General features: G+C 60.4%; 17 protein-coding genes and 1 tRNA gene. 14 read left to right on the top strand and 4 right to left on the bottom strand.

Annotation, left to right across the window (positions count from 1 at the left end):
- Positions 1 to 45 precede the first annotated feature (45 nt).
- Complete coding sequence (locus tag AC1RJW_RS05140) at positions 46 to 318, top strand: putative signal transducing protein (RefSeq protein ID WP_070222941.1); 273 nt, start codon at positions 46 to 48, stop codon at positions 316 to 318.
- Between the two features lie 9 nt (positions 319 to 327).
- Here the strand turns inward: AC1RJW_RS05140 and AC1RJW_RS05135 are convergent, their stop codons facing one another.
- Entirely contained in the window at positions 328 to 876 is a 549-nt protein-coding gene (locus tag AC1RJW_RS05135) for a thymidine kinase (protein ID WP_086136657.1), read from the bottom strand.
- Positions 877 to 1167: 291 nt separating this feature from the next.
- On the opposite strand from AC1RJW_RS05135, the gene AC1RJW_RS05130 reads away from it, so the two are divergent.
- Together AC1RJW_RS05130 and AC1RJW_RS05125 are read left to right on the top strand one after the other, a co-directional pair.
- A complete protein-coding gene (locus AC1RJW_RS05130; protein WP_493043975.1) occupies positions 1168 to 2559 on the top strand; it encodes a pyridoxal-phosphate dependent enzyme in 1392 nt (463 codons plus the stop codon).
- Positions 2556 to 3737, top strand: coding sequence for a trans-sulfuration enzyme family protein (locus tag AC1RJW_RS05125; RefSeq protein WP_493043973.1), 1182 nt, complete (start codon positions 2556 to 2558; stop codon positions 3735 to 3737). Before AC1RJW_RS05130 ends, AC1RJW_RS05125 begins: the two co-directional genes overlap by 4 nt.
- A gap of 12 nt (positions 3738 to 3749) precedes the next feature.
- On the opposite strand, the gene AC1RJW_RS05120 is transcribed toward AC1RJW_RS05125, so the two are convergent.
- Positions 3750 to 5969, bottom strand: a complete 2220-nt coding sequence (locus AC1RJW_RS05120; protein ID WP_493043971.1) for an acylase — start codon at positions 5967 to 5969, stop codon at positions 3750 to 3752.
- A gap of 15 nt (positions 5970 to 5984) precedes the next feature.
- Positions 5985 to 6821 carry a hypothetical protein gene (locus AC1RJW_RS05115; RefSeq protein WP_493043969.1) on the bottom strand — a complete coding sequence of 279 codons (837 nt, stop codon included), beginning with the start codon at positions 6819 to 6821 and terminating at the stop codon, positions 5985 to 5987.
- A 112-nt stretch (positions 6822 to 6933) separates the two neighbouring features.
- On the opposite strand from AC1RJW_RS05115, the gene AC1RJW_RS05110 reads away from it, so the two are divergent.
- The 6 genes from AC1RJW_RS05110 (at position 6934) to AC1RJW_RS05085 (ending at position 13476) form a co-directional block, all read left to right on the top strand.
- Positions 6934 to 7380, top strand: a complete 447-nt coding sequence (locus AC1RJW_RS05110; RefSeq protein ID WP_493043967.1) for a DUF2939 domain-containing protein — start codon at positions 6934 to 6936, stop codon at positions 7378 to 7380.
- Positions 7381 to 7505: 125 nt separating this feature from the next.
- Positions 7506 to 8009 (top strand): DUF2939 domain-containing protein, encoded by a 504-nt coding sequence (locus AC1RJW_RS05105; RefSeq protein ID WP_493043965.1) that lies wholly within the window; start codon positions 7506 to 7508, stop codon positions 8007 to 8009.
- A gap of 85 nt (positions 8010 to 8094) precedes the next feature.
- Positions 8095 to 8307, top strand: coding sequence for a hypothetical protein (locus AC1RJW_RS05100; RefSeq protein ID WP_010399127.1), 213 nt, complete (start codon positions 8095 to 8097; stop codon positions 8305 to 8307).
- A 7-nt stretch (positions 8308 to 8314) separates the two neighbouring features.
- Complete coding sequence (locus AC1RJW_RS05095) at positions 8315 to 8713, top strand: nuclear transport factor 2 family protein (protein WP_493043962.1); 399 nt, start codon at positions 8315 to 8317, stop codon at positions 8711 to 8713.
- 313 nt (positions 8714 to 9026) lie between these two features.
- Complete coding sequence (locus tag AC1RJW_RS05090; RefSeq protein WP_493043960.1) at positions 9027 to 10751, top strand: methyl-accepting chemotaxis protein; 1725 nt, start codon at positions 9027 to 9029, stop codon at positions 10749 to 10751.
- Positions 10752 to 11184: 433 nt separating this feature from the next.
- Positions 11185 to 13476, top strand: coding sequence for a TonB-dependent receptor (locus AC1RJW_RS05085; protein WP_493044208.1), 2292 nt, complete (start codon positions 11185 to 11187; stop codon positions 13474 to 13476).
- Positions 13477 to 13700: 224 nt separating this feature from the next.
- Here AC1RJW_RS05085 and AC1RJW_RS05080 read toward each other — a convergent pair.
- A tRNA-Leu gene (locus tag AC1RJW_RS05080) sits at positions 13701 to 13787 on the bottom strand.
- A 167-nt stretch (positions 13788 to 13954) separates the two neighbouring features.
- Between AC1RJW_RS05080 and AC1RJW_RS05075 the strand changes: the two genes are divergently transcribed.
- The 5 genes from AC1RJW_RS05075 (at position 13955) to AC1RJW_RS05055 (ending at position 20335) form a co-directional block, all read left to right on the top strand.
- On the top strand, positions 13955 to 14122 hold the full coding sequence (locus AC1RJW_RS05075) for a phage tail protein (RefSeq protein ID WP_493043958.1): 168 nt from the start codon (positions 13955 to 13957) through the stop codon (positions 14120 to 14122).
- A 71-nt stretch (positions 14123 to 14193) separates the two neighbouring features.
- Entirely contained in the window at positions 14194 to 14673 is a 480-nt protein-coding gene (locus AC1RJW_RS05070; protein WP_493043956.1) for a phage virion morphogenesis protein, read from the top strand.
- A gap of 488 nt (positions 14674 to 15161) precedes the next feature.
- Entirely contained in the window at positions 15162 to 18944 is a 3783-nt protein-coding gene (locus tag AC1RJW_RS05065) for an RHS repeat-associated core domain-containing protein (RefSeq protein WP_493043954.1), read from the top strand.
- Positions 18945 to 19351: 407 nt separating this feature from the next.
- Positions 19352 to 19576: an RHS repeat-associated core domain-containing protein gene (locus tag AC1RJW_RS05060; RefSeq protein ID WP_493043952.1), complete on the top strand. Its 225-nt coding sequence runs from the start codon at positions 19352 to 19354 to the stop codon at positions 19574 to 19576.
- 96 nt (positions 19577 to 19672) lie between these two features.
- Positions 19673 to 20335 carry a phage baseplate assembly protein V gene (locus AC1RJW_RS05055; protein WP_493043950.1) on the top strand — a complete coding sequence of 221 codons (663 nt, stop codon included), beginning with the start codon at positions 19673 to 19675 and terminating at the stop codon, positions 20333 to 20335.
- The last annotated feature ends 157 nt before the right edge of the window (positions 20336 to 20492 follow it).

Below are 20492 nucleotides of genomic sequence, written 5' to 3'. Positions count from 1 at the left end.
GCCTGGTGCTAAGATGGGGACGAATCCACCTTGCCAGGAGACACGATGCACGACGACTACGTTTTAATTGCCCGGCTGATGATCCCCACGGATGCCCACGTCATCCGCGGCTGCCTGGCCGCGGCCGGCATCGACGTGCTACTGACGGACGACCAGCACATGCAGGCCGACATGCTGCTGGCAGCCGCCATCGGCGGCGCCCGCGTGATGGTGCGCGAACACGACGTGGCGCGCGCGAATGACATCCTGGCCGCCTTCGAGCGGGGCGACCTGGCGCTGTCCGACGATGCGGACGTGGGTGTGCCCGTCGCCGAATAAGGAATTAACTTACGAGTAGAAACAGCGCCCGCACGCCTGGCGGTAGGCCTCGTTGCCGCCAATACTGATCTGCTCGCCTTCCTTGATGCGGCGGCCCTGCTCGTCCACGCGGATGTTCATCGTGGCCTTCTTGCCACAAGTACAAATATTCTTCAATTCCTCGATATCGTCGGCCAGCGCCAGCAGGTAGGCCGAGCCGGGGAACGGTTCACCCTTGAAATCCGTGCGCAAGCCGTAGCAGATGACGGGCACGCCCTTCACTTGCGCCAACTGGTGCAATTGTTGCACTTGTGCCGTGCTGAGGAATTGCGCTTCGTCAACCAGCAGGCAAGCCACCTGGGGTATATCGTCAAGGAAATTCGTGTCGGCATGGAAGATATCGACCTGGCGCTGCGGGCCCAGGCGCGAGGTGACCCGGCCCACGCCGTAGCGGCTGTCGATGGCGGCCGTGTACAGGCGCACCTGCTGGCCCTGCTCTTCGTAGTTGTGCGCGACCTGCAACAAGGCCGTCGACTTGCCCGCGTTCATCGCGGAATACCGGAAATAAAGTTTTGCCACTGCCGCCTGCCCTGTCTGGTTGATTTTCAATACTATTTAGTATCTTTTCGAGGCGTGATTATAAATCGCAATGGTGAGCTTGCGGCAGCTTAATAGTCCTGCCTGTGGCGCGGCAAGCGGGCCAAAAACGGCGCATACTCGAATCGCGCGCGCTGCAGCCGATATGCGCAACGCGCATATGCAAGCATGGAAACATTCGTTCGCCGCACTCGCCCACCCGCCTACACTGCGCGGCACGGAAGGCGGCTCGGGACACGATCCTGAGCGGCTGTTTCTCTGACAGGAGCCACCATGAATGATCGAATGCCATCCCCCTCCCAGCCGCCAGCGCTATACAAGCTGATCGGCAATACCCCGCTGGTCGAAGTCACCAGGCTCGACACGGGCCTGTGCCAGCTGTTCCTGAAACTGGAATCGCAAAATCCCGGCGGTTCCATCAAGGACCGCATCGGCCTGTCCATCATCGAAGCGGCCGAAGCCGACGGCAGCTTGCAGCCGGGCGGCACCATCGTCGAGGCCACCGCCGGCAATACCGGCATCGGCCTGGCCCTGGTGGGCCGCATCAAGGGCTACCGCGTGATTCTCGTCGTGCCCGACAAGATGTCGACGGAAAAAGTGCTGCACCTGAAGGCCCTGGGCGCCGAAGTGCACACCACGCGCTCGGACGTGGGCAAGGGCCATCCCGAGTACTACCAGGATTACGCGGCGCGCCTGGCGCGCGAACTGCCGGGCGCCTTCTTCGCCGACCAGTTCAACAATCCCGCCAACCCGCTGGCCCACGAAACGACGACGGGGCCGGAAATCTGGGAACAGAGCGGCCATGACGTCGACGCCATCGTCGTCGGCGTCGGTTCGTCCGGCACCCTGACGGGCCTGACGCGCTACTTCCGCAAGGCCCAGCCCAAGCTCGAATTCGTGCTGGCCGACCCGCAAGGCTCCATCCTCACCGAATACATCGACACGGGCAAAGTCAGCGACACGAGCGGCTCGTGGGCCGTGGAAGGCATCGGCGAAGATTTCATCCCGGCTATCGCCGACATGGACAGCGTCACGAAGGCCTACACCATCACGGACCAGGAAAGTTTTGACTCCGCGCGCGCCCTGCTGCGCGCCGAAGGCATCCTCGGCGGTTCGTCCACCGGCACCCTGCTGGCCGCCGCCCTCAAATACTGCCGAGAACAGACGACGCCGAAGCGCGTCGTCACGTTTGTCTGCGACACGGGGACGCGCTATTTATCCAAAGTCTACAACGACGGCTGGATGCGCGACCAGGGTCTGTTGCAGCGGGCGCTCTCGGGCGACTTGCGCGACCTGATCGGGCGCCGCTACGACGAGGGCGACGTCGTCAGCGTGGCGCCGGGCGACACCCTGCTGACCGCTTTCAACCGCATGCGGGCCAGCGACCTGGCGCAGCTGCCCGTCATCGACGGCGGCAAACTGGTCGGCATTATCGACGAATCGGACTTGCTGCTGCATGTGTCGAGCGACGCCGCGCATTTCGCATCGCTGGTGGGCGCCACCATGACGACGCAGATCGAAACGCTGGCGCCATCGAGCGGCTTGCCCGCCCTGCGCGCCACGCTGGACCGGGGCTTGACGGCCGTCGTCGCCGACGATACCGGCTTCTATGGCCTGATCACCCGCTTCGACCTTCTCAACCACTTACGCAGGACACTATCTTGAGTAAAGAAACCACCCGCAAGAGCCATCTGGCCACCCGCGTCATCCACGCCGGCCAGTCGCCCGACCCGTCGACGGGCGCCATCATGCCGCCCATTTACGCCACCTCCACCTTTGTGCAGGACAGCCCCGGCGTGCACAAGGGCCTCGATTACGGCCGCTCGCACAATCCCACGCGCTGGGCGCTCGAGCGCTGCGTGGCCAACCTGGAAGGCGGCAGCGCCGCGTTCGCGTTCGCCTCGGGCCTGGCCGCCATCTCGTCCGTGCTGGAATTGCTGGACGCGGGCAGCCATATCGTCGCCGGCGACGACATGTACGGCGGCACCTACCGGCTGTTTGAACGAGTGCGCCGCCGCTCCGCAGGCCACGAATTCACGTACGTCGACCTGACGAATCCGGAAAACCTGCTGGCCGCGCTGCGCCCGGAAACAAAGATGGTGTGGGTGGAAACACCGACGAATCCCATGCTGAAACTGGCCGACTTGCGGGCGATTGCCGACATCTGCCGCGAACGGGGCATCATCGCCGTGGCAGACAACACGTTTGCCAGCCCGCTGGTGCAGCGCCCCCTGGAACACGGCTTCGACATCGTCGTGCACTCGACCACCAAGTATCTGAACGGCCACTCGGACATCATCGGCGGCATCGCCATCGTCGGCGCGGAAGAACGCCAGGCGGAATGGCGCGAGCAGCTGGGCTTCCTGCAAAACTCGGTGGGGGCGATTGCGGGGCCGTTCGACAGCTTCCTCGCCTTGCGCGGCATCAAGACGCTGGCCATCCGCATGCAGCGCCATTGCGCAAGCGCCCTGGCGCTGGCGCAGTGGCTGGAGCAGCAAAAGGAAGTAAAAAAGGTCTTCTACCCGGGCCTGGCGTCGCACCCGCAGCACGCGCTGGCGCAGCGCCAGATGGATGGTTTCGGCGGCATCATCTCGATCGACCTCGATACGGACCTGGCCGGCGCACGGCGCTTCCTCGAGCGCTGCGAAGTATTCGCCCTGGCCGAAAGCCTGGGCGGCGTGGAAAGCCTGATCGAACACCCTGCCCTGATGACGCATGCCAGCATTCCCGCCGAACAGCGGGCAAAACTGGGCATCGGCGATGGCTTGATCCGGCTGTCGGTGGGGATCGAAGACCTGGAAGACCTGCGGCATGACTTGCGCACGGCGCTCGACGCGATCTGATCGGCCCAGCGGCTATTTTCCTGGGTGGTAGCGGCGCTCCAGGTGCCGTTCCACCTGCTCGGGATAAAACAGCACCTCCTTGAACTCGCCCCGCGCATACATGGCCGCCTGGTCCTGGAAGTGGGGCGACTTCGGGTCGCCGCTCTGGCCGCCCGCGAGGATGCTTTTCGCCTTGATGCGGGGGCCGAATTCCACGGCCGCGACAAAGCTGTTGCCGCGTTCGCCGTAAATTCGCTTCGTGGTACTCCTGCTGCTCTGGCCATACGCGGCCAGCGCGCCCCAGTTACCCGATGCATACGGCACGGGCAAGCTGGCTTGCGCATCGTCAAACGGCTGCACGATGTCGCCCGTCAGGCGCTGGAAACGGTTGATCTCGCCCCACGGCGTTTGCCAGTGGCCGAAATCGCGCTGCAACTTGTCCGCCGCAGTCGCCAGGGCGGCCAGGCGCTGCGCCGCAGTGACCTTCTCCGTCGCCAGAAAATCGACTACCGGCACGCCCTGCTCGCGCGCCTGCTTGCCCGTCAATTCCGCCAGTTCCTGGCCCCAGAACACGGCCAGCGAGGTAGCCGTGGAAGTGAGCGAATAGCGCCAGTCCCAGGCCCGCAGCAAGGCGATCTTGTCGGCCAGCGCCCGCTGTTGCGCGCCGCCGGCCGGCAGCGCATCGTAGGCCGCGAACAGCGGCGGCAGCAGCGCCTCGAACGCCGTCAGTTCGCTGTCGTAGGAGGCGGCGATCAGGCTGTCGAGCGTGAAATTCGTCCTGTTCTGGAAAACCTTGACCGCATGCAGGCCGCGCGCGTTTTCGCCATACACGGACATGTAGGCGGGATAGTCCTGCTGGCGCGGGCTGTTGGCACCGGCCGCCGAATACGGCCAGTTGTTCGTATTCTGGATCCAGCCATTCTTCGGATTGAACAGGGTGATGGTCTGCGCCACCGTGTGCAGCCCTTGCCATTCCGTGGCAGGGTCGCTGCCGTCGACGGGCTGCTTCCAGTTGAAGCGCGGGTCGCGTACGGGGATGAAATTGCCGTGAAAATAGGCGATATTGCCATCCGCATCCGCATATACCGTATTGTTCGACGAATTCGTGCGCAATTCCATCGTTTGATAGAACGCAGCATAATCGCGCGCCTTGGTGCGCGTGTACGACTGCGTCAACGCCTTCAACGGTTCATTCATCAGGCGCACTGCCACCCATTTACCGTCCTGCGCGCGCACGATGGGGCCGTGGTGGCTGTAGTAGACGGTGATGGTTGTCGAGCCCATGCCGCCATCGGCCAGTTTATAGGGCACGGTAATCGGCACGGCTTTCAAGGGGCGCAGCCCGCCGTCATAGCGGTAGAACCAGGCGCCATCCTTGTCGACGATGCTTTCCAGGTATTCGTCGATGACGTCGCCGCCGCCCGAGGTATGCATCCAGCCCAGGCGCTCATTGAAACCCTGGTAGACGAAGAACTGGCCCCAAGTGACGGCGCCGTACGCGTTCAGGCCTTCGCCGCTGGTGACCTGCACTTCGGGACGGAAGTAGAACGAGGTGTGCGGGTTGATCATCAAGAGCGCATGGCCGTTTTTCGTGATGGCGGGCGCGATGGCGAAGCCGTTCGAACCGCTCGGCTCGGGCTCCAGACCTGACGCAAACCCGGTTTCCACGCTGGCCAGCGCCACGGCAGCAGGCTTGGCCTGCTGGCCGTAAAACGCTTCGAGCCGCGCCAGGTTGACCGATTCGATATCGCCGCCGATGCTGCCCTCGCTGAAACTGAGGGCCATCCACGGCTCGAAATGCGTGATCAGCCGTGGTTTCACGTGCGGATGCGTGGCCAGGTAAAAATTCAGGCCATCGGCAAACGCATCCATGAGTTTCTGCAGCCACGGCGGGCTGGCGCGGTACTGCGCCTGCAGCTCAAGCGGATCGATAAAAAGCTTCATGCGCAGGTCGCGGTACAGCTCCCGCTCGCCCTCCACTTCCGCCAGCCGCCCCATGGCGTTGATGTAATTGAGTTCCACGCGGGGGAAATCATCCTCTGCCTGCGCATACATCAGGCCAAAGACGGCATCGGCGTCCGTCTTGCCCGTCACATGGGGCACGCCCCACGTGTCGCGCGCGATGCTGACATGGGCGGCCTGCGCCTGCCAGCGGGCCATGTCGGCGGCAGCAACGGCGAGCGCCGCCAGCGCGGGAGCACTGGCAACGATGCCGCAGGCGACGGCGGCGAACAGGGTACGGCGAACTGGCATGAACTACTCCAATAGTCAGGATGCGTCGATCAGCGTGGCGATACGCTGGTTGAGTTCCACATTTTCCGCCTGCAGCTGCGCCACTTTCTGCTTCAAGCTGGCGATCTCGCCGCGCAGGCGCTCCGTTTCGGACGGCGCCTGCGCCGCGTTGTCCGCCCACGGCTCGTTGCCCGTTTCCGGCGTGTCCTGCGAGACGTGGATTTTCGGCTCGCGCGGCGTGCGCGTGGCGGCGCGCTGTTCGCGGATTTCCTTGGCCGCCTGGCGTAATAACTTCTTGCCGCCGGCGACGGCCGCCACCTGCTCTTCCGGCGGCAAGGATGCCACGGTGGCCGCCGCATTGATGGAGATCGTGCCCGAACGGACGGCTTCCACCAGTTCCGGCGACGCCGCCTTCTGGATCTTCTCGATCTGGCTGATCTGGTTGCTGCTCAATCTGGCCGCCTTGGCCACCTCTTCGCGCGTGCTCATGGGAGGCTTCGGCGCGTTTTCGCCTTCCGGCGCATCCTGGGCGCTGACGGGCGCCGGGCTGCGCGCGGCGACGATTTCCTTCTTGCGCAGAGCCAGCACGCCGCGCTGGAAGTCCGATACGCTGCGGCGCGCCAGGTGATTGTCGATCATCCACAGCATGACGTCGTCGAGCGAGGTAAAGCTGGTGTTCTGGATGGTCTTGAATTCGATGCCGTGCTGGCGGCAGATGGCGTAGCGGTTATGCCCGTCGATCAGCACGTCGTTCCACAGCACCAGCGCATCGCGGCAGCCTTCGGCCAGCAGGCTGCGTTCGAGCGCCGCGTATTCGCTGGCGGTGAGCGGGTCGATGTACGACTGCAACACCTGATTGATAGTGATATTCATGGTTGTCCTCAATATTGCGGCGCGATGGTCCGCGCCGGCACGAATGCTACACCATCCACCGTCCCTGGCCGGGTAAAATCACGGCGGCACAGCTCATACAAAAACACGGACCATGAAAAGAAAGTACGCCACTGCGATCATTTTTGCCGTTGCCGCCATCGGCTTCACCTGGGTCAGCCCCTACATCGCCATGTACCGCATCAGCATCGCGGCGAAATCCGTGCGCCTGGAAACCCTGGCGCAGCACGCCGACCTGCCCGCCGTGCGGGCCAGCGTGGCGCGCCAATTGCGCGCGGCGGGCGAAACGGCCAATGACGATGACTTCAAGGAAATGCTCGACGCCATCGTCTCGCCGCCCGGCATCACGGTGCTGATCCTGCACGGCAAGCAGGGAACGGACGGCCAGCGCCACGACTTCGGCATGGCGTACCGCTCGTGGAATGAGGTGGTGCTGCGGCGCGCCGGCGCCGGCCCCGCCGCCAGCCAGTTTCTGCTGCGCCGGCACGGCATCTGGGACTGGAAATTGACGGATATTATCTTGCCGCCGGAATTACTCTAAAGAAACTTGATCTAAAACAACACTTACCTAAACCGCCATATTGATTTCTGGAAATATTATGTAGAATACCAACGCTTCAGGCGCACCGGGTCGCCAGGCATCCGAGAGATTGCACGATGAAAAGAATGATGTTTCTCGCTGTAGTGGCACTGGTCGCGCTGGCCGGCGTCTTCTATGGCAGCCCGTATTTCACCATGGACAAGATCCACACGGCCACCATGGACGAGGATACGCAGGCGCTGGCCGCGCAGATCGACCTGACCCAGTTGCGCGGCAGCCTGGGGCAGCAACTGCATGCCCTGTTCTCGGCGCCGGAAGTGGCCGACGACATCAGCCCCGACGTCATCGATCCCTTGCTCGACACCATGCTGATGCCCGAAGGCATCGTCGCCTTGATGAAGCTCAATGACCGCTACGAAAAGCCGATCGCCAAGGTCAGCGACATCAGCGGCCGCAAGCGCAACCCCAAGCCCGACTACAAACTGCGCTACACCTCCTGGAACAGCGTCGTGGTCCAGCGCGCCCACAGCAAGAGCCATATCGGCGAACTGACCCTGACGCGCGACGGCCTGTGGCGCTGGAAGCTGGTGTCGGTGGCGCTGCCAAAGAACCTGCTGGCCGACGCGTAAAGGCCCGCCCTTCGTATCGGCAAACCAGCGGCTATCCGGCACTGGACACTGCTATCATCGGGTTTTGATTTCCATCGGAGGCAGCATGTCGGACCTGGTACAACACGCACTGGCCCACGCGGGCAAACCGGCCACCACGCCGTGGGTGGTGACCCTGATCAGCGGTGAAAAACTCACCGGCCCCATTTCCCCGCTCAGCGACGGCTGCTACGCCATCGGCCTGGGACAAATCAAGTACTTTTCCAGCGACAAGGTCGCCTGCCTGAATGTATCGGGCGCGGGCGCGTTTCCCATCTGATCTGAATATGTTGGCAATGGACGACGCGCAGCATAATACGCCGGACAGCCTGGCGGCGCACCTGCAGGCGCTGGAAGCGGCGCTGCAAAGCCAGGCCGTGCGCGCCGACAGCGGCAGGCTGGCAGCATTGCTGGCCGACGACTTCGTCGAGTTCGGCAGCTCGGGCAATCTCTGGACGCGCGCGGCGACCCTGGCGGACTTGCCGGCGGAAGACTTTTGCCCGCGCAGCATCAGCGATTTCCAGGCCCGCCGGCTGGCCGACGATGTGGCCCTGGTTACCTACCGCTCGCAACGCCACGCCAGCGCCGCCCTGCCCGCCAGCGCCAGCTTGCGCAGTTCGCTGTGGAAATGGCGCGATGGCCGCTGGCAAATGTTTTTTCACCAGGGCACGCCGATTCCCGGCTGAGCCTCTTCCCGGACGCTTTTCCCGCGCCCGATGCTGCGGCGCAGGAGCCAGCGTTACGTGCCGAAAAGTTGTTTTTTGGCACGCAAAATCTCATTGATTTACTGAATTTTTTGTGCAACAATGAATTTAATAAATAAAACAAATAAATTATTGAAATCGGTTTTTTAAGTAAAACGATCCTCACACCACGAATCCGTGTTTTGGATAGAGAAGCACTGCGCAGGGCACGACCCGCTGCCAGGCAAGCCGCCTGCCACCCGTCCCACGCAAGCCCCCCTTTCTAATCGTCACCACGTATCTTGGGAGAGACATCATGGATAAATTCACCGTTCGCACCCAGCTCACTCTGGCTTTCGGCCTGCTGGTCTTTTTCCTCATCGGCATCTCGGTGCTGTCCGTGCGCAGTTTTTCCACCTTCAATGCCGGCTTTGACCGGTATGTCAACGGCATCATGGCCCGCGCCAATACGGCGCACCGCGTGCGTGACGCGATCGACATGCGTGCCGTGGCGGCCAGGAACCTGGTGCTCGTCACCAAGCCGGAAGACCTGGACATCGAACGCAAGCACGTCTTGCAGGCACACGCCGATGTCGCCAGGAACATGCAGCATCTGCTGCAGCTGGCGCAGGAGCCCGGGGTGTCGGACGAGGTGCGCGGCGTCATCAACAAGATCGACGGCATCGAAAAACGCTATGCCCCCGTGGCGCTGGCCATCGTGGACCTGGCGCTGCAAAAGAAGAGCGACCAGGCCATCGCCAAGATGAACGAGGAGTGCCGCCCGCTGCTGGCCGCCCTCGTCGCCGCCAGCGATGAATATTTCGCCCTGACGGACCAGCGCTCCGCCGTCATCCTGCAGGAAGACAACGAGCGCTACATTCTCAACAGGAATATCCTCATCGGCGCCAGCTTGCTGTCCATCGTGCTGGCGGCCCTGGCGGGCTGGCTCATCACGCGCAGCCTGCTCAAGGCGCTGGGCGCCGAACCGAAGCAGCTGTGCGACGCCGTCAGTCTGCTGGCCGCTGGCGACCTGACAGGCAAACTCAACGTTGCACCGCACGATAGCGCCAGCGTGCTGTCGGCGCTGCAGCGCATGCAAGTCTCGCTCACCTCGGTAGTCTCGTCCGTGCGCCAGGATTCCGACACGGTCGCCCTTGCCGCCGAGGAGATTTCCACCGGCAACAGCGACCTGTCTCTGCGCACGGAACAGCAAGCCAGTTCACTGGAAGAAACCGCTTCCTCGATGGAAGAACTCACCAGCACCGTGCGCAAGAATGCGGAAAACGCCCGCGAAGCCAATGTGCTGGCCACGACGGCATCGGACGTCGCCAGCAAGGGCGGCGCCGTGGTGGGGCAAGTGATGGGCACCATGGACCTGATCAGCGAATCGTCGCGCAAGATTGTCGACATCATCAGCGTCATCGACGGCATCGCCTTCCAGACCAACATCCTGGCCCTGAATGCGGCCGTGGAAGCGGCACGTGCCGGCGAACAGGGCCGCGGCTTCGCCGTCGTGGCCACCGAAGTGCGCGGCCTGGCCCAGCGCAGCGCCAGCGCGGCCAAGGAAATCAAGACCCTGATCGACGACTCCGTCAGCCGCGTCGATGCGGGTGCCAGGCTGGCGGCGCAGGCGGGCACGACTATGTCGGAAGTGGTCGCCAGCGTCGCCCGTGTCAGCAACATCATCGCTGACATCACGATGGCCAGCCAGGAACAGTCCACCGGCATCGAGCAGATCAATCAGGCGGTGGCCCAGATGGACAGCGTCACGCAGCAAAACGCCTCGCTGGTGGAAGAAGCGGCGGCGGCGGCCGAATCGCTGCGCGACCAGGCCAGCCATCTGGTGCAAACCGTGAGCATCTTCAAGACGCACGACAGCCATGTGGCGGCGCACGCGCCAGCCCCGGCACGCGCCAGCGCCAAGCCGCTGCGCCTGGTACCGGCGCCCGCCAGCAGTCCCGCCAAGCGCCAGGCAGCGCCCGCGAAACAGCGCGCGGTGCAAGCGGAAGCCGTGACGGCCGGCGATTGGGAAGAGTTTTAAGCAAATAGAGGCATGCGGCCACGCATGCCCCGCTTCAACCGCACAGGGGAGAGCCGCAGCCGGCCTCCCCTGTCGCGTTGCAACAACACGCCCTTCGCATAAAAATCCGCGGCAACTGTTGTATTTCTGGCGCCAGGATCCCGGCACTACACCCAAATGGCGCACGCTTTTTTGCGCAGCCGCAGGAAATCCCATCGTCCTGTCCCGCCTCTCTTGCGCCCGCGCAGGCCTGCCGGCACCCCACTATGCACCCGCCCGATATTGACGACAAATACGATTTTATTCGCGTATTAAGTCGAAACGGATATGAATAGCGGCAGCTGGGAAATGGCATGAATACTAAGATTTTCCGTGCTAGCATGATTTTTCGTCTAGCGGACTCGCGCCTGCCTGGACCTTTCGAACAACCTTGACCGACAGGAGCCGTTTCATGATGACACCGCATGCCAGCACAGTACGTCACACCCTGATTGCCCTGGCAATCGCCGCCGCCTTTCCGTTGCAGGCGATGGCGCAGGCCCAGGACAGCGTCCCGGCGCCAGCCGCCGACGCGCCTGCCGCTGCGTCGGCACAGACTGGTCCTGGTCAGCTGGAAACGGTGATCGTGACGGCGCAGCGGCGCGCGGAAAACATCAAGGACGTGCCCATGTCCATCGCCACCCTGAAAGGTGACAAGCTCGACACGCTGACGGCCGGCGGCGCCGACATCCGCTTCCTCAACAGCCGCTCGCCCAGCGTATCCGTCGAATCGGACTACGGCCGCACCTTCCCCCGCTTCTACATTCGCGGCCTGGGCAATACCGACTTCGACCTCAACGCCTCGCAGCCGGTGGGCCTGGTGATGGATGACGTGGTGCAGGAAAACGCCATGCTGAAAGGTTTTCCCGTGTTTGACGTGGATCAGGTGGAGGTGCTGCGCGGGCCGCAAGGCACCTTGTTCGGCCGCAACTCGCCGGCCGGCGTGATCAAGTTCGATTCCGCCAAGCCCGTCTTCAAGACGGAAGGCTACCTGAGCGGCGGTTTCGGCAAGGATGGCATGAAGAACCTGGAAGGCGCGTTCAACGTGCCCGTCAGCGACACGGTGGCCCTGCGCTTTTCCGGCCAGACGCAGCGCCGCGACGACCGCGTGCACAACCCGCGCCCCACCGGCACGCGCGACTTCGAAGGCTATGAAGACAGCGCCGCCCGCCTGCAGGTGCTGGTCAAGCCCACGCGCGATTTCACGGCCCTGTTCAACGTGCATGCGCGCAACCTCGACGGCACGGCCACCCTGTTCCGCGCGAATATCCTGAAACAGGGCACGAACGACCTGGTCGACGGCTTTGATTATGACAACTACCCCACCGATGGCATCAACCGCCAGCACCTGAAAACCAAGGGCGCCAGCATGCGCCTGAAATGGGACTTGCCCGGCGTGACCCTGCATTCGATCACCGGCTATGAAAAACTCGATTTCTACAGCCGCGCCGACGTCGACGGCGGCTATGGCGCCGTGTACGCGCCGCCGATGGGCCCGGGCTTCATCCCGTTTGTCGTGGAAACGGCCGACGTGATCCCCAACCACAAGCAGATTTCGCAGGAATTCCGCGCCGAATCGAGCGCCCGCGGCCCGCTGCAATGGATAGGCGGCCTGTTCTACTTCAAGGAAGACATCCAGATCGACAGCATCAGCTTTGACAGCCTGGCTCCCGGCAATCCGCAAAACAGCGCCTATGCCACGCAAAACCAGAGTTCGAAGTCGTACGCGGCGTTCGGCTCGCTCAACTACACGGTCTCGGACGCCCTCAAACTGCGCGCCGGCCTGCGCTACACGAGCGACAAGAAGGATTTCTCGGCCAAGCGGGTAGAAGCGACCACGGCCGGCCCATTCAACCTGCACGACACCTCGCACAACGTCAGCTGGGACCTGAGCGGCACCTATGTGCTGACGCCGGCAACGAATGCCTACGCGCGCATCGCCACCGGCTACCGCGCGCCGTCGATGCAGGGCCGCCTGAACGGCCTGGCCGACCGCCCTTCGTTTGCGGGCGCCGAGAAAGCGCTGTCCGTCGAGGCGGGCATCAAGCAGGACCTGTTCGACAAGCGCGCGCGCCTGAGCCTGGCCGTGTTCCAGTACCGCGTGAAGGACAAGCAACTGACGGCCGGCAGCGGCGCCGTCAACATGAACCAGCTGATCAACGCCGACAAGGCCACGGGCCGCGGCGTGGAACTCGATTTCCAGGCAAATCTCAGCGATTCGCTCAGCATGACCCTGGGCGGCAGCTACAACCACACGGAAATCCAGGACAAGAAGCTGTTCGTGCAAAGTTGCGGCAACGCGCAAAACAACCCGGCCAGCGGCTGCACCGTCACCGATCCGCTGGGTCCGTTCAAGGGCACGGCCTACATCGACGGCAACCCGCTGCCGCGCGCGCCGGAGTGGCAAACCAACTTCACCCTGAAATACAGCATTCCCCTCGCCAATGGCGAGTTCTACGCCTACACGGACTGGGCCTACCGCACCAGCTACAACTTCTTCCTGTATGAAGCAAAGGAATACAAGGCCAAGGAACTGCTCGAAGGCGGCTTGCGCGTCGGCTACAAATGGGACAAATACGAACTCTCCGCCTACGGCCGCAACATCACCAACCAGATCCAGTCGCTGGGCGCGATCGATTTCGATAACCTGACGGGCATCATCAACGAACCGCGCACGTATGGGGTGCAGTTCAAGGCGACATTTTGATGCTTGATTGGTGACAATAAAACCCGGCCTCGCTCGTGTTGGGGACGGTCCGCCCCCGACACGGCGCCTAAGTTGCTGCCAGAAACCCGCGCGTAATCGCAACTGATTTTGTCGGATTTAATCAGGAATACGGGAAATGGCGGGACGCAAAAAAAGCCACTAACCCGTTGAATGCATTGGGCTTAGTGGCTTTTCTATTTTCTATACTACCGAATTCTGTGCGCTGGTGCCCGGAGCCGGAATCGAACCGGCACGCCCTTACAGGCGGGAGATTTTAAGTCTCCAGTGTCTACCAGTTTCACCATCCGGGCAGCGCGGCGAGATTCTAGCACAGGTGATGCTCATAACGCCATTCTGTGCCGAATGGAAGTCATTCTGGATAGCGCCTGCGGACTGGCGTGATCGGACCGGGCGGCGCCGCACGCAATGTAATCGCTGGCTCAGCCCTGCATGGCCATGCTCGACCCGACCTGTTCAAATGGCATGCAGTGAGCACAGCATTGTCTTCGAGGCGGACTTCAATCACCTCGAAACGGTCGATATCTCGATCAAGCTGAACCTGACCGAGCGCGCGGCCGTCAAGGCCGGCGAGGCGGGCCGCCTGGACATCAAGTACCTGGCCGAAATCCAGCACATGCCGGCCTAGGCGGACGAGTTCTGGAAGCTGTACGACGGCGACACCCCACTGGCCGGATGGCGCACGCCCGACGCCAGGCCATGAGCGACGACCTGCACACTTTGGCAACCTGGGCCGGCGCCCTGGTGGACAAACGGCGGCCTGCTCAGCGCCGCGCCATCAATCACAAGGGGGCCATCGACCTGCGCCGCAGCGAGGCGCAGCGCATCAAGGCGCAGCAAGGGCCGGATGGGACGGCCTACCCGGCGCGCAGGCCGCGCGAGGAATTCAACGGGAAGAATGGGAGGATCAAGCGGCAGAAGGCGGCGGCGTTCGCCAAGATCCGCACCTCAAAACACCTGAAAGTAAAGGCGACCGACGACCAGATCGAGGTCGGCTTTTTTGGATGGGTGGCGCGCGTGGCGCATGTGCATCAGTTTGGCCGGCAAGATCACGTCACCAAAAACGGCCCCGTCTACAAGTACCCGGAGCGGCCGCTGCTGGGCTTGAGTGAACAGGATCGGACGTTGATACGCGAATCACTATTACAGCACATCAGGTCGGGGGGAAAAAAGCGATGAATAGGTGCAAACCGACATCAGAAAAATTGTTACCAAGAAACAATTCAAAATGGTAATATTATTTTTAATAATATATTTTATATAAATTTCTCAGGAGAAATAGTGAAATATTATTCCGTAAGCAGTCTCCTCATTTTCATAGCCAGTTTCCTCTCGATAGCACCTTCACCTGCCAACGCCGACAGCACTGTAGAGATACATGAGTGTGGTCCTGGAAAAAAATGGGCTTATCGAGAGGATGGCACGCAATTTTGCAAGACTGAATATACGCCTAGTCCAATTGACTATGGATTTGGTGGAGCCAAGCCCGGCGACGGTGGTCAAGGTGGCTCGCCGAAAGCAGCTCCTACATATGAGAGTAACTCGAATATAGATAAAGACTGCCTATCCGGCGCCCCACAATCGACTAATAATCCAGTTGTAATAGCTACAGGGGAAAAGCACAAGACAGAAACGGATTTTTTTCCCATGGCGAGTACGGGCTTAGCTTGGCACGGACCTATCGCAGCCGCCAAGCAACCGGTACATTTTTCGGGAAAAATTGGCTGTCTAAATATGATGTTCCGCGGATTATCGCCAACACTGCGGGTTGCATCAGGATGGATTCGATGTGCATTCCGCAGTCAGCGACGGTCATTGACTCGAGCGGAAAACAGTTCACGCATCGTTACAAGCGTGATGTCGGAGAGGAAGGTACCTATATCTACACGCCAGGTGGCACCGATACGGTAGGTGAATTGCAATATACATCGGATGGCTGGACTCTGTTCAAAGGAAAACTCATTTACTCCTATGATACGGGTGGGCGCATTCTTAGCATTGTCAATCTCGTCGGCGTAGGTATTTTTTATGAGTACAACGGCGTTAATCGCGTCAGCAAAATATCCAATCACGTAGGCCAAAATATCCAATTCACCTATGGAAATAATGGCTTAGTTGCCACCGTGCGCGACTCGGCAGGCAGCCTATGGAGCTACGAATATAATGCTTCGGGTCTTCTGACGAAAGTGACATCGCCGGGTAGTTCGCCAGACATTCGACAGTACCACTATGAAAATGCCGATCCAACCTTGCTCACTGGCATTTCGATCAATGGAGAGCGCTATAGCACCTATAGCTACTATCCCGACAAACGGGTGCAGCAAAGCGGTTTGGCCGGCGGTGAGGAAGTCGATACCTTCGTTTACGATGCGTCGGGAACCACGGTCACTACCGCCAAGGGCGACGTGACACGCCATGCTTTTTCCAACATAAACGGTGAACTCAAAAATACCAGCATTTCCCGGGCAGGAAGCACTACCTGCAGCGCCGCAGCTGCTGCCAGCAGCTATGACGCCAACGGATATTTAAGTACCACGACAGACTGGAATGGCGTAGTGACATCCTATCGCTACAGTGCTGATGGAAAGCTGTTGCAAAAGACTACTGCCACGGGCACCTCCGCTGCATCGACCACTCGCAATAGCTGGGGTGGCGACAATATCAACCAAACCGAGTTTCTCGATTCGACCAACCAAGTCTATGCACGCATTCAATACACCTATGTAAATTCAGGACTGGCGACGGGCAAGCTTGAAAGTACGACGTTCTCGGATGTTCTCAGCGGCAGCCAACGTGTGACGCAATATGCTTATAGTTTCCATGGCAACGAAGCTATTGCCAGTCGCACAGCCAGCGAGTCGCTGCCCTCAGGCGCAGCAACATATACATCGGCATACGATTTGTCCGGGAACCTGATTTCACGTACGAATCCCCTGGGACAAGTGGAAACCTGGGGCGATTACAATGGCCTCGGCTTACCGATGACCTATGTCGACGTCAATGGCGTCACGACCAGCTACACTTACGATCCACGTGGCAATATGTTGTCACAAAGCACGAATGGACGCGCCACTACCTATACCTATAACCATGACCGCCAGATCAGCACGATTAGCAGTCCGGATGGCAGCGTGCTGCGCTACCAATACAACGCAGCGGGACGCTTGAAACAGGTAGGAAATGCGCTCAATGAATACGCAAACTTGGCTGTCGACGTGGCCGGCAACAGCATGACCAGCAGCTCTCCCAGGCACTATGCCGACATCAATGGCACAGTGCCAGTCGCAGTGGGTACGACAGAATTTAGCAGTACCACCGTCCTCGATTCATTGGGCCGCCCGTACACGCAGTTGGGCAACAATGGCCAACGGGTCGAAAAACGCTACGACAACAATGGCAATCTGACCAGTAGCACCGATGCGTTGGGCCGTACTACTTCTTATCAGTATGATGCGGTTGATCGTTTAACCAGCAGCACAACGCACGATGGCGCCGTAACCTTCCTGGAATATGATGCGCAGGGCAACCTGGCATCGGTGACCGATCCCCGGCCGCTGCAAACGCGTTATACCTATAACGGTTTTGGCCAAGTCACCTCAATTGTCAGCCCGGATACGGGCACCACTACGTTTAGTTACGACAGTGCCGGTCGTCTCAGTTCCGAAACCAAAGCAGATGGGAAGACCATTTTGTATTACTGGGATAGCTTGGGTCGCAAGCGGGCACGTATCAGTGGAGGCATCACTGAAACCTTTAACTATGACGAGGGTCAATATGGCAAGGGGCGGTTGACCAGTTTTACGGATGGAACCGGTGAGACGAAGTATGCCTACAATGCCAGTGGCAACCTGCTTAGCCAATCCAACAATATCTGGGGCAATTTGTTTACAACGAGCTGGTCCTACGATGCGGCAGGCCGCTTGACAAGCATGACGTATCCTCGCGGTCTTGTTCTCAATTATAAATACGACGGCATTGGCCGCGTTACTAGCGTGACGAGCAATCTCGGGGCACCATGGAATACGCTGGCCGATAACTTCCTCTATCAGCCAGCGGGTGGCGCACTGTACGCCTGGCGCTTCGGCAACAATGTCCCACGCTCTATACGGTTCAACGCCGATGGCCAGGTTAGCAATGTATATGGCGGAGCACAAAATACAGCCTATGTGTATAACAGCACAGACCAGATGAGCATCATGTACGACTATGCCAACCCGGCAATGACGCAGTCAGTCAACTACGATGCGGTGGATCGGGTGGCTGCAGTATCGCGCGCCAATGACGTGCAGGCATTTTGGTGGGATACCGCCGGCAACCGAACTGGACATGATCGCTACGGCACCGGATATAGTTTGCTGACGGATTCAGCTAGCAACCGCCTGTCGTCCTGGAGCGGCAATGGCCAGTGGCGCAACTTTGCCTACGATGCGGTCGGCAATCTAACAAGCGAATCACGCCATGACGGCACACGCTCGTATACCTACGATGCCATGAACCGCATGGCGTCGGTGAGCACCAATGGCACGGCCGTTGGCAACTACTATTGCAACGCGCTGAATCAGCGCATGTATAAAAATACCCAGTCAGGCGGCGTACTCAGCGTCTATGGTCCCGATGGCCAATTACTGCTAGAAGAAGGCATGTTGAACACCAGCTATATCTGGCTGGGCACCGAATTGCTAGGAATCTTACGCGGCGGCTGGTTCTACGCCAGCCATAACGACAAACTGGGCCGGCCGGAAGTGCTGACCAACAGTACCGGGGGCGTCGCCTGGCGCGCCGCCAACGCTGCATTCGACCGCACCGTCATTGTCGACAATATCGGCGGCATGCATGTCGGTTTCCCGGGGCAGTATTACGATACCGAGTCGGGCTTGTGGTACAACTGGAACCGTTACTATGATGCCTCGTTGGGGCGGTACTTGCAGAGCGATCCAATTGGACTTGCCGGCGGTATCAACACCTATGCCTACGTTGGCGGTAATCCTCTTATGGCCGTGGACCCAACGGGGCTTGATATCATGGTTATAACTGGCGGTGTGCGTGACGGGAGCTCAAATGTATTTGGGCACACAGCGGCTTCGATCCAAGGTTTCGGCATGGCCAGTTACGGGAACAACACAGCGGCCGGAAGCTCTACTTCCGCCTACCTCACTCGCGAATCCTCTGCGCGCGCGCAGCAGGTCACGGTTATATCAACCAGCGCTACGCAAGATGCCTTGGCAGCTCAGTTTGTCAGAAACAATGATGTAAACGGAATTGGACTTCTTGATAATTGTGCAGTTAGGGTCAATCAACTTTTAAATGCTGCGGGAGTTGCCACAGGTGGCATTCCGTTTCCAGGTGGCGTCGCCAGAGATGTACAGCAGCGCCCTGGAGCGGTTACTTTCTTCATCCCTCAGGGAGGCCCAATTCCGCCGGGCTTGGTACGGCGGTTAGGGGGGTGGTGACGCATATGAAACGCAAATTTTGGACAAAAATTTTGTCGGTAGGTGCTTTGATTCTCCCCGCCATTTATTTCTCATCATGCTCATATGTTTCACATAAGGGGCGTGAGGCTTTTAGTACGCTGAGTAAAGGTGACACTGAAGAGCAGGTGATAGCGAAATTTGGCACCCCGACAAGGCGTCAGCCCCGTGGCGTGGTCTATCGTCGGTATGCCAATGATGACTGTACAGAACCTTGTATTGAGCGCCTGTGGTTCGAAAACAAACTGTCTCCAGTGGATGAGGCTTGGGCAGTGAGTCTCGATTCAAATCGACGAGTGATAGCGTATTCGTACTACATGTCGCCATAAGCGAATCTTTGTCGATTTCTCGTAGGTGGCCAACTACGCGAACGGAGCAATAAGGCAAGAGTGGCCGCGTCAACACCATTTGACGTCGGCCGTATCCTGTTCGTATCCTGTTCGTATCCTGTTCGTATCCTGTCGTATCTTGTCCGTATCTCGCCCGTATCCTATCGTCGCCTATTACAGAGCGATCCGGTTGGATTGGAGGGCGGGACGAATACCTATGCTTACGTACTTGGAAATCCAATATCATATTTCGACGCCAATGGACTTGCCGAGATACGTAAGTAGCATGCCAGAATCATTACGTCTTAGCCGTGGATATTAAGTTGGATATCAACCTGCCCCCGCGTGCATCCGCACGCGGACTTCGGCAACATGCATTGCATGAACGCCGACCTGTCCGACCTCCTCCGCTTGCTGCAAAACCTGATCCGCCTGAGTACCATCGCCCAGGTCAAAGGGGCCAAGGCGCGCGTCAAACTCGGTCCCAAACTCACCACCGAATGGCTGAACTGGGCCACACTGCGCGCCGGCAGCACGCGCACCTGGTCGGCGCCCACAGTCGGCGAACAGGTGATCGTCTTTTCCCCAGGCGGCGACCTGACGCGCGACATCATCCTGCCGGCGCTGTACTCGCAGGCATTTGACGCGCCCGACACCAACGACAGCATCCACACCACGCACTACCCCGACGGCGCCGTGGTGCAGTACGACCATGCGGCCCATACCCTGACGGCAGTGCTCCTCGGCGGCACCGCCACCATCACCACCACCAAGGTCACGTCGAACGCGCCGAGCACCATTTGCACGGGCGACCTGACCGTCACGGGCAATCTGCTTGTCGAGCAAGCGGCGACAGTCAACGGCGCCACGGCCCTGAATGGCGACGTGAACGCCAAGGCCGGCGCCGCTGGCGGCGTGGCCATGGCCGTGCAAAGGACAATCCAGGCCAGCGAGGACGTGCTGGCCGGCGCCATCAGCCTGGCCAAGCACCCGCACGGCGGCGTCAGAGCCGGCGGCGACCAGTCGGGCGGGCCGCAAGCATAATGGGCATGCACGCCGCTACCGAGCGCAGCCTGATGGGCTTGGGCCATCTGCGCCAGTCGGTTGCCGGCATTTTGACCACGCCTCCCGGCACGCGCATCCGCCATCTGCACTAATTCGGCCTTGCCGCGATTGTCAGCGCGCTCGTTTCCGACATTCG

Source organism: Janthinobacterium sp. GW822-FHT07A03 (assembly GCF_058798815.1).
Note: the sequence above shows the minus strand (reverse complement) of the source record. Positions and strands in the feature narration are given on the sequence as shown.

Excerpts from the sequence above, each read along its gene's own strand:
- AC1RJW_RS05140 (WP_070222941.1), top strand. The coding sequence starts at position 46 with ATGCACGACGACTACGTTTTAATTGCCCGGCTGATGATCCCCACGGAT.
- AC1RJW_RS05130 (WP_493043975.1), top strand. The coding sequence starts at position 1,168 with ATGAATGATCGAATGCCATCCCCCTCCCAGCCGCCAGCGCTATACAAG.
- AC1RJW_RS05120 (WP_493043971.1), bottom strand. The coding sequence starts at position 5,969 with ATGCCAGTTCGCCGTACCCTGTTCGCCGCCGTCGCCTGCGGCATCGTT.
- AC1RJW_RS05115 (WP_493043969.1), bottom strand. The coding sequence starts at position 6,821 with ATGAATATCACTATCAATCAGGTGTTGCAGTCGTACATCGACCCGCTC.
- AC1RJW_RS05110 (WP_493043967.1), top strand. The coding sequence starts at position 6,934 with ATGAAAAGAAAGTACGCCACTGCGATCATTTTTGCCGTTGCCGCCATC.
- AC1RJW_RS05105 (WP_493043965.1), top strand. The coding sequence starts at position 7,506 with ATGATGTTTCTCGCTGTAGTGGCACTGGTCGCGCTGGCCGGCGTCTTC.
- AC1RJW_RS05100 (WP_010399127.1), top strand. The coding sequence starts at position 8,095 with ATGTCGGACCTGGTACAACACGCACTGGCCCACGCGGGCAAACCGGCC.
- AC1RJW_RS05095 (WP_493043962.1), top strand. The coding sequence starts at position 8,315 with ATGTTGGCAATGGACGACGCGCAGCATAATACGCCGGACAGCCTGGCG.
- AC1RJW_RS05090 (WP_493043960.1), top strand. The coding sequence starts at position 9,027 with ATGGATAAATTCACCGTTCGCACCCAGCTCACTCTGGCTTTCGGCCTG.
- AC1RJW_RS05085 (WP_493044208.1), top strand. The coding sequence starts at position 11,185 with ATGACACCGCATGCCAGCACAGTACGTCACACCCTGATTGCCCTGGCA.
- AC1RJW_RS05075 (WP_493043958.1), top strand. The coding sequence starts at position 13,955 with ATGGCATGCAGTGAGCACAGCATTGTCTTCGAGGCGGACTTCAATCAC.
- AC1RJW_RS05070 (WP_493043956.1), top strand. The coding sequence starts at position 14,194 with ATGAGCGACGACCTGCACACTTTGGCAACCTGGGCCGGCGCCCTGGTG.
- AC1RJW_RS05055 (WP_493043950.1), top strand. The coding sequence starts at position 19,673 with ATGAACGCCGACCTGTCCGACCTCCTCCGCTTGCTGCAAAACCTGATC.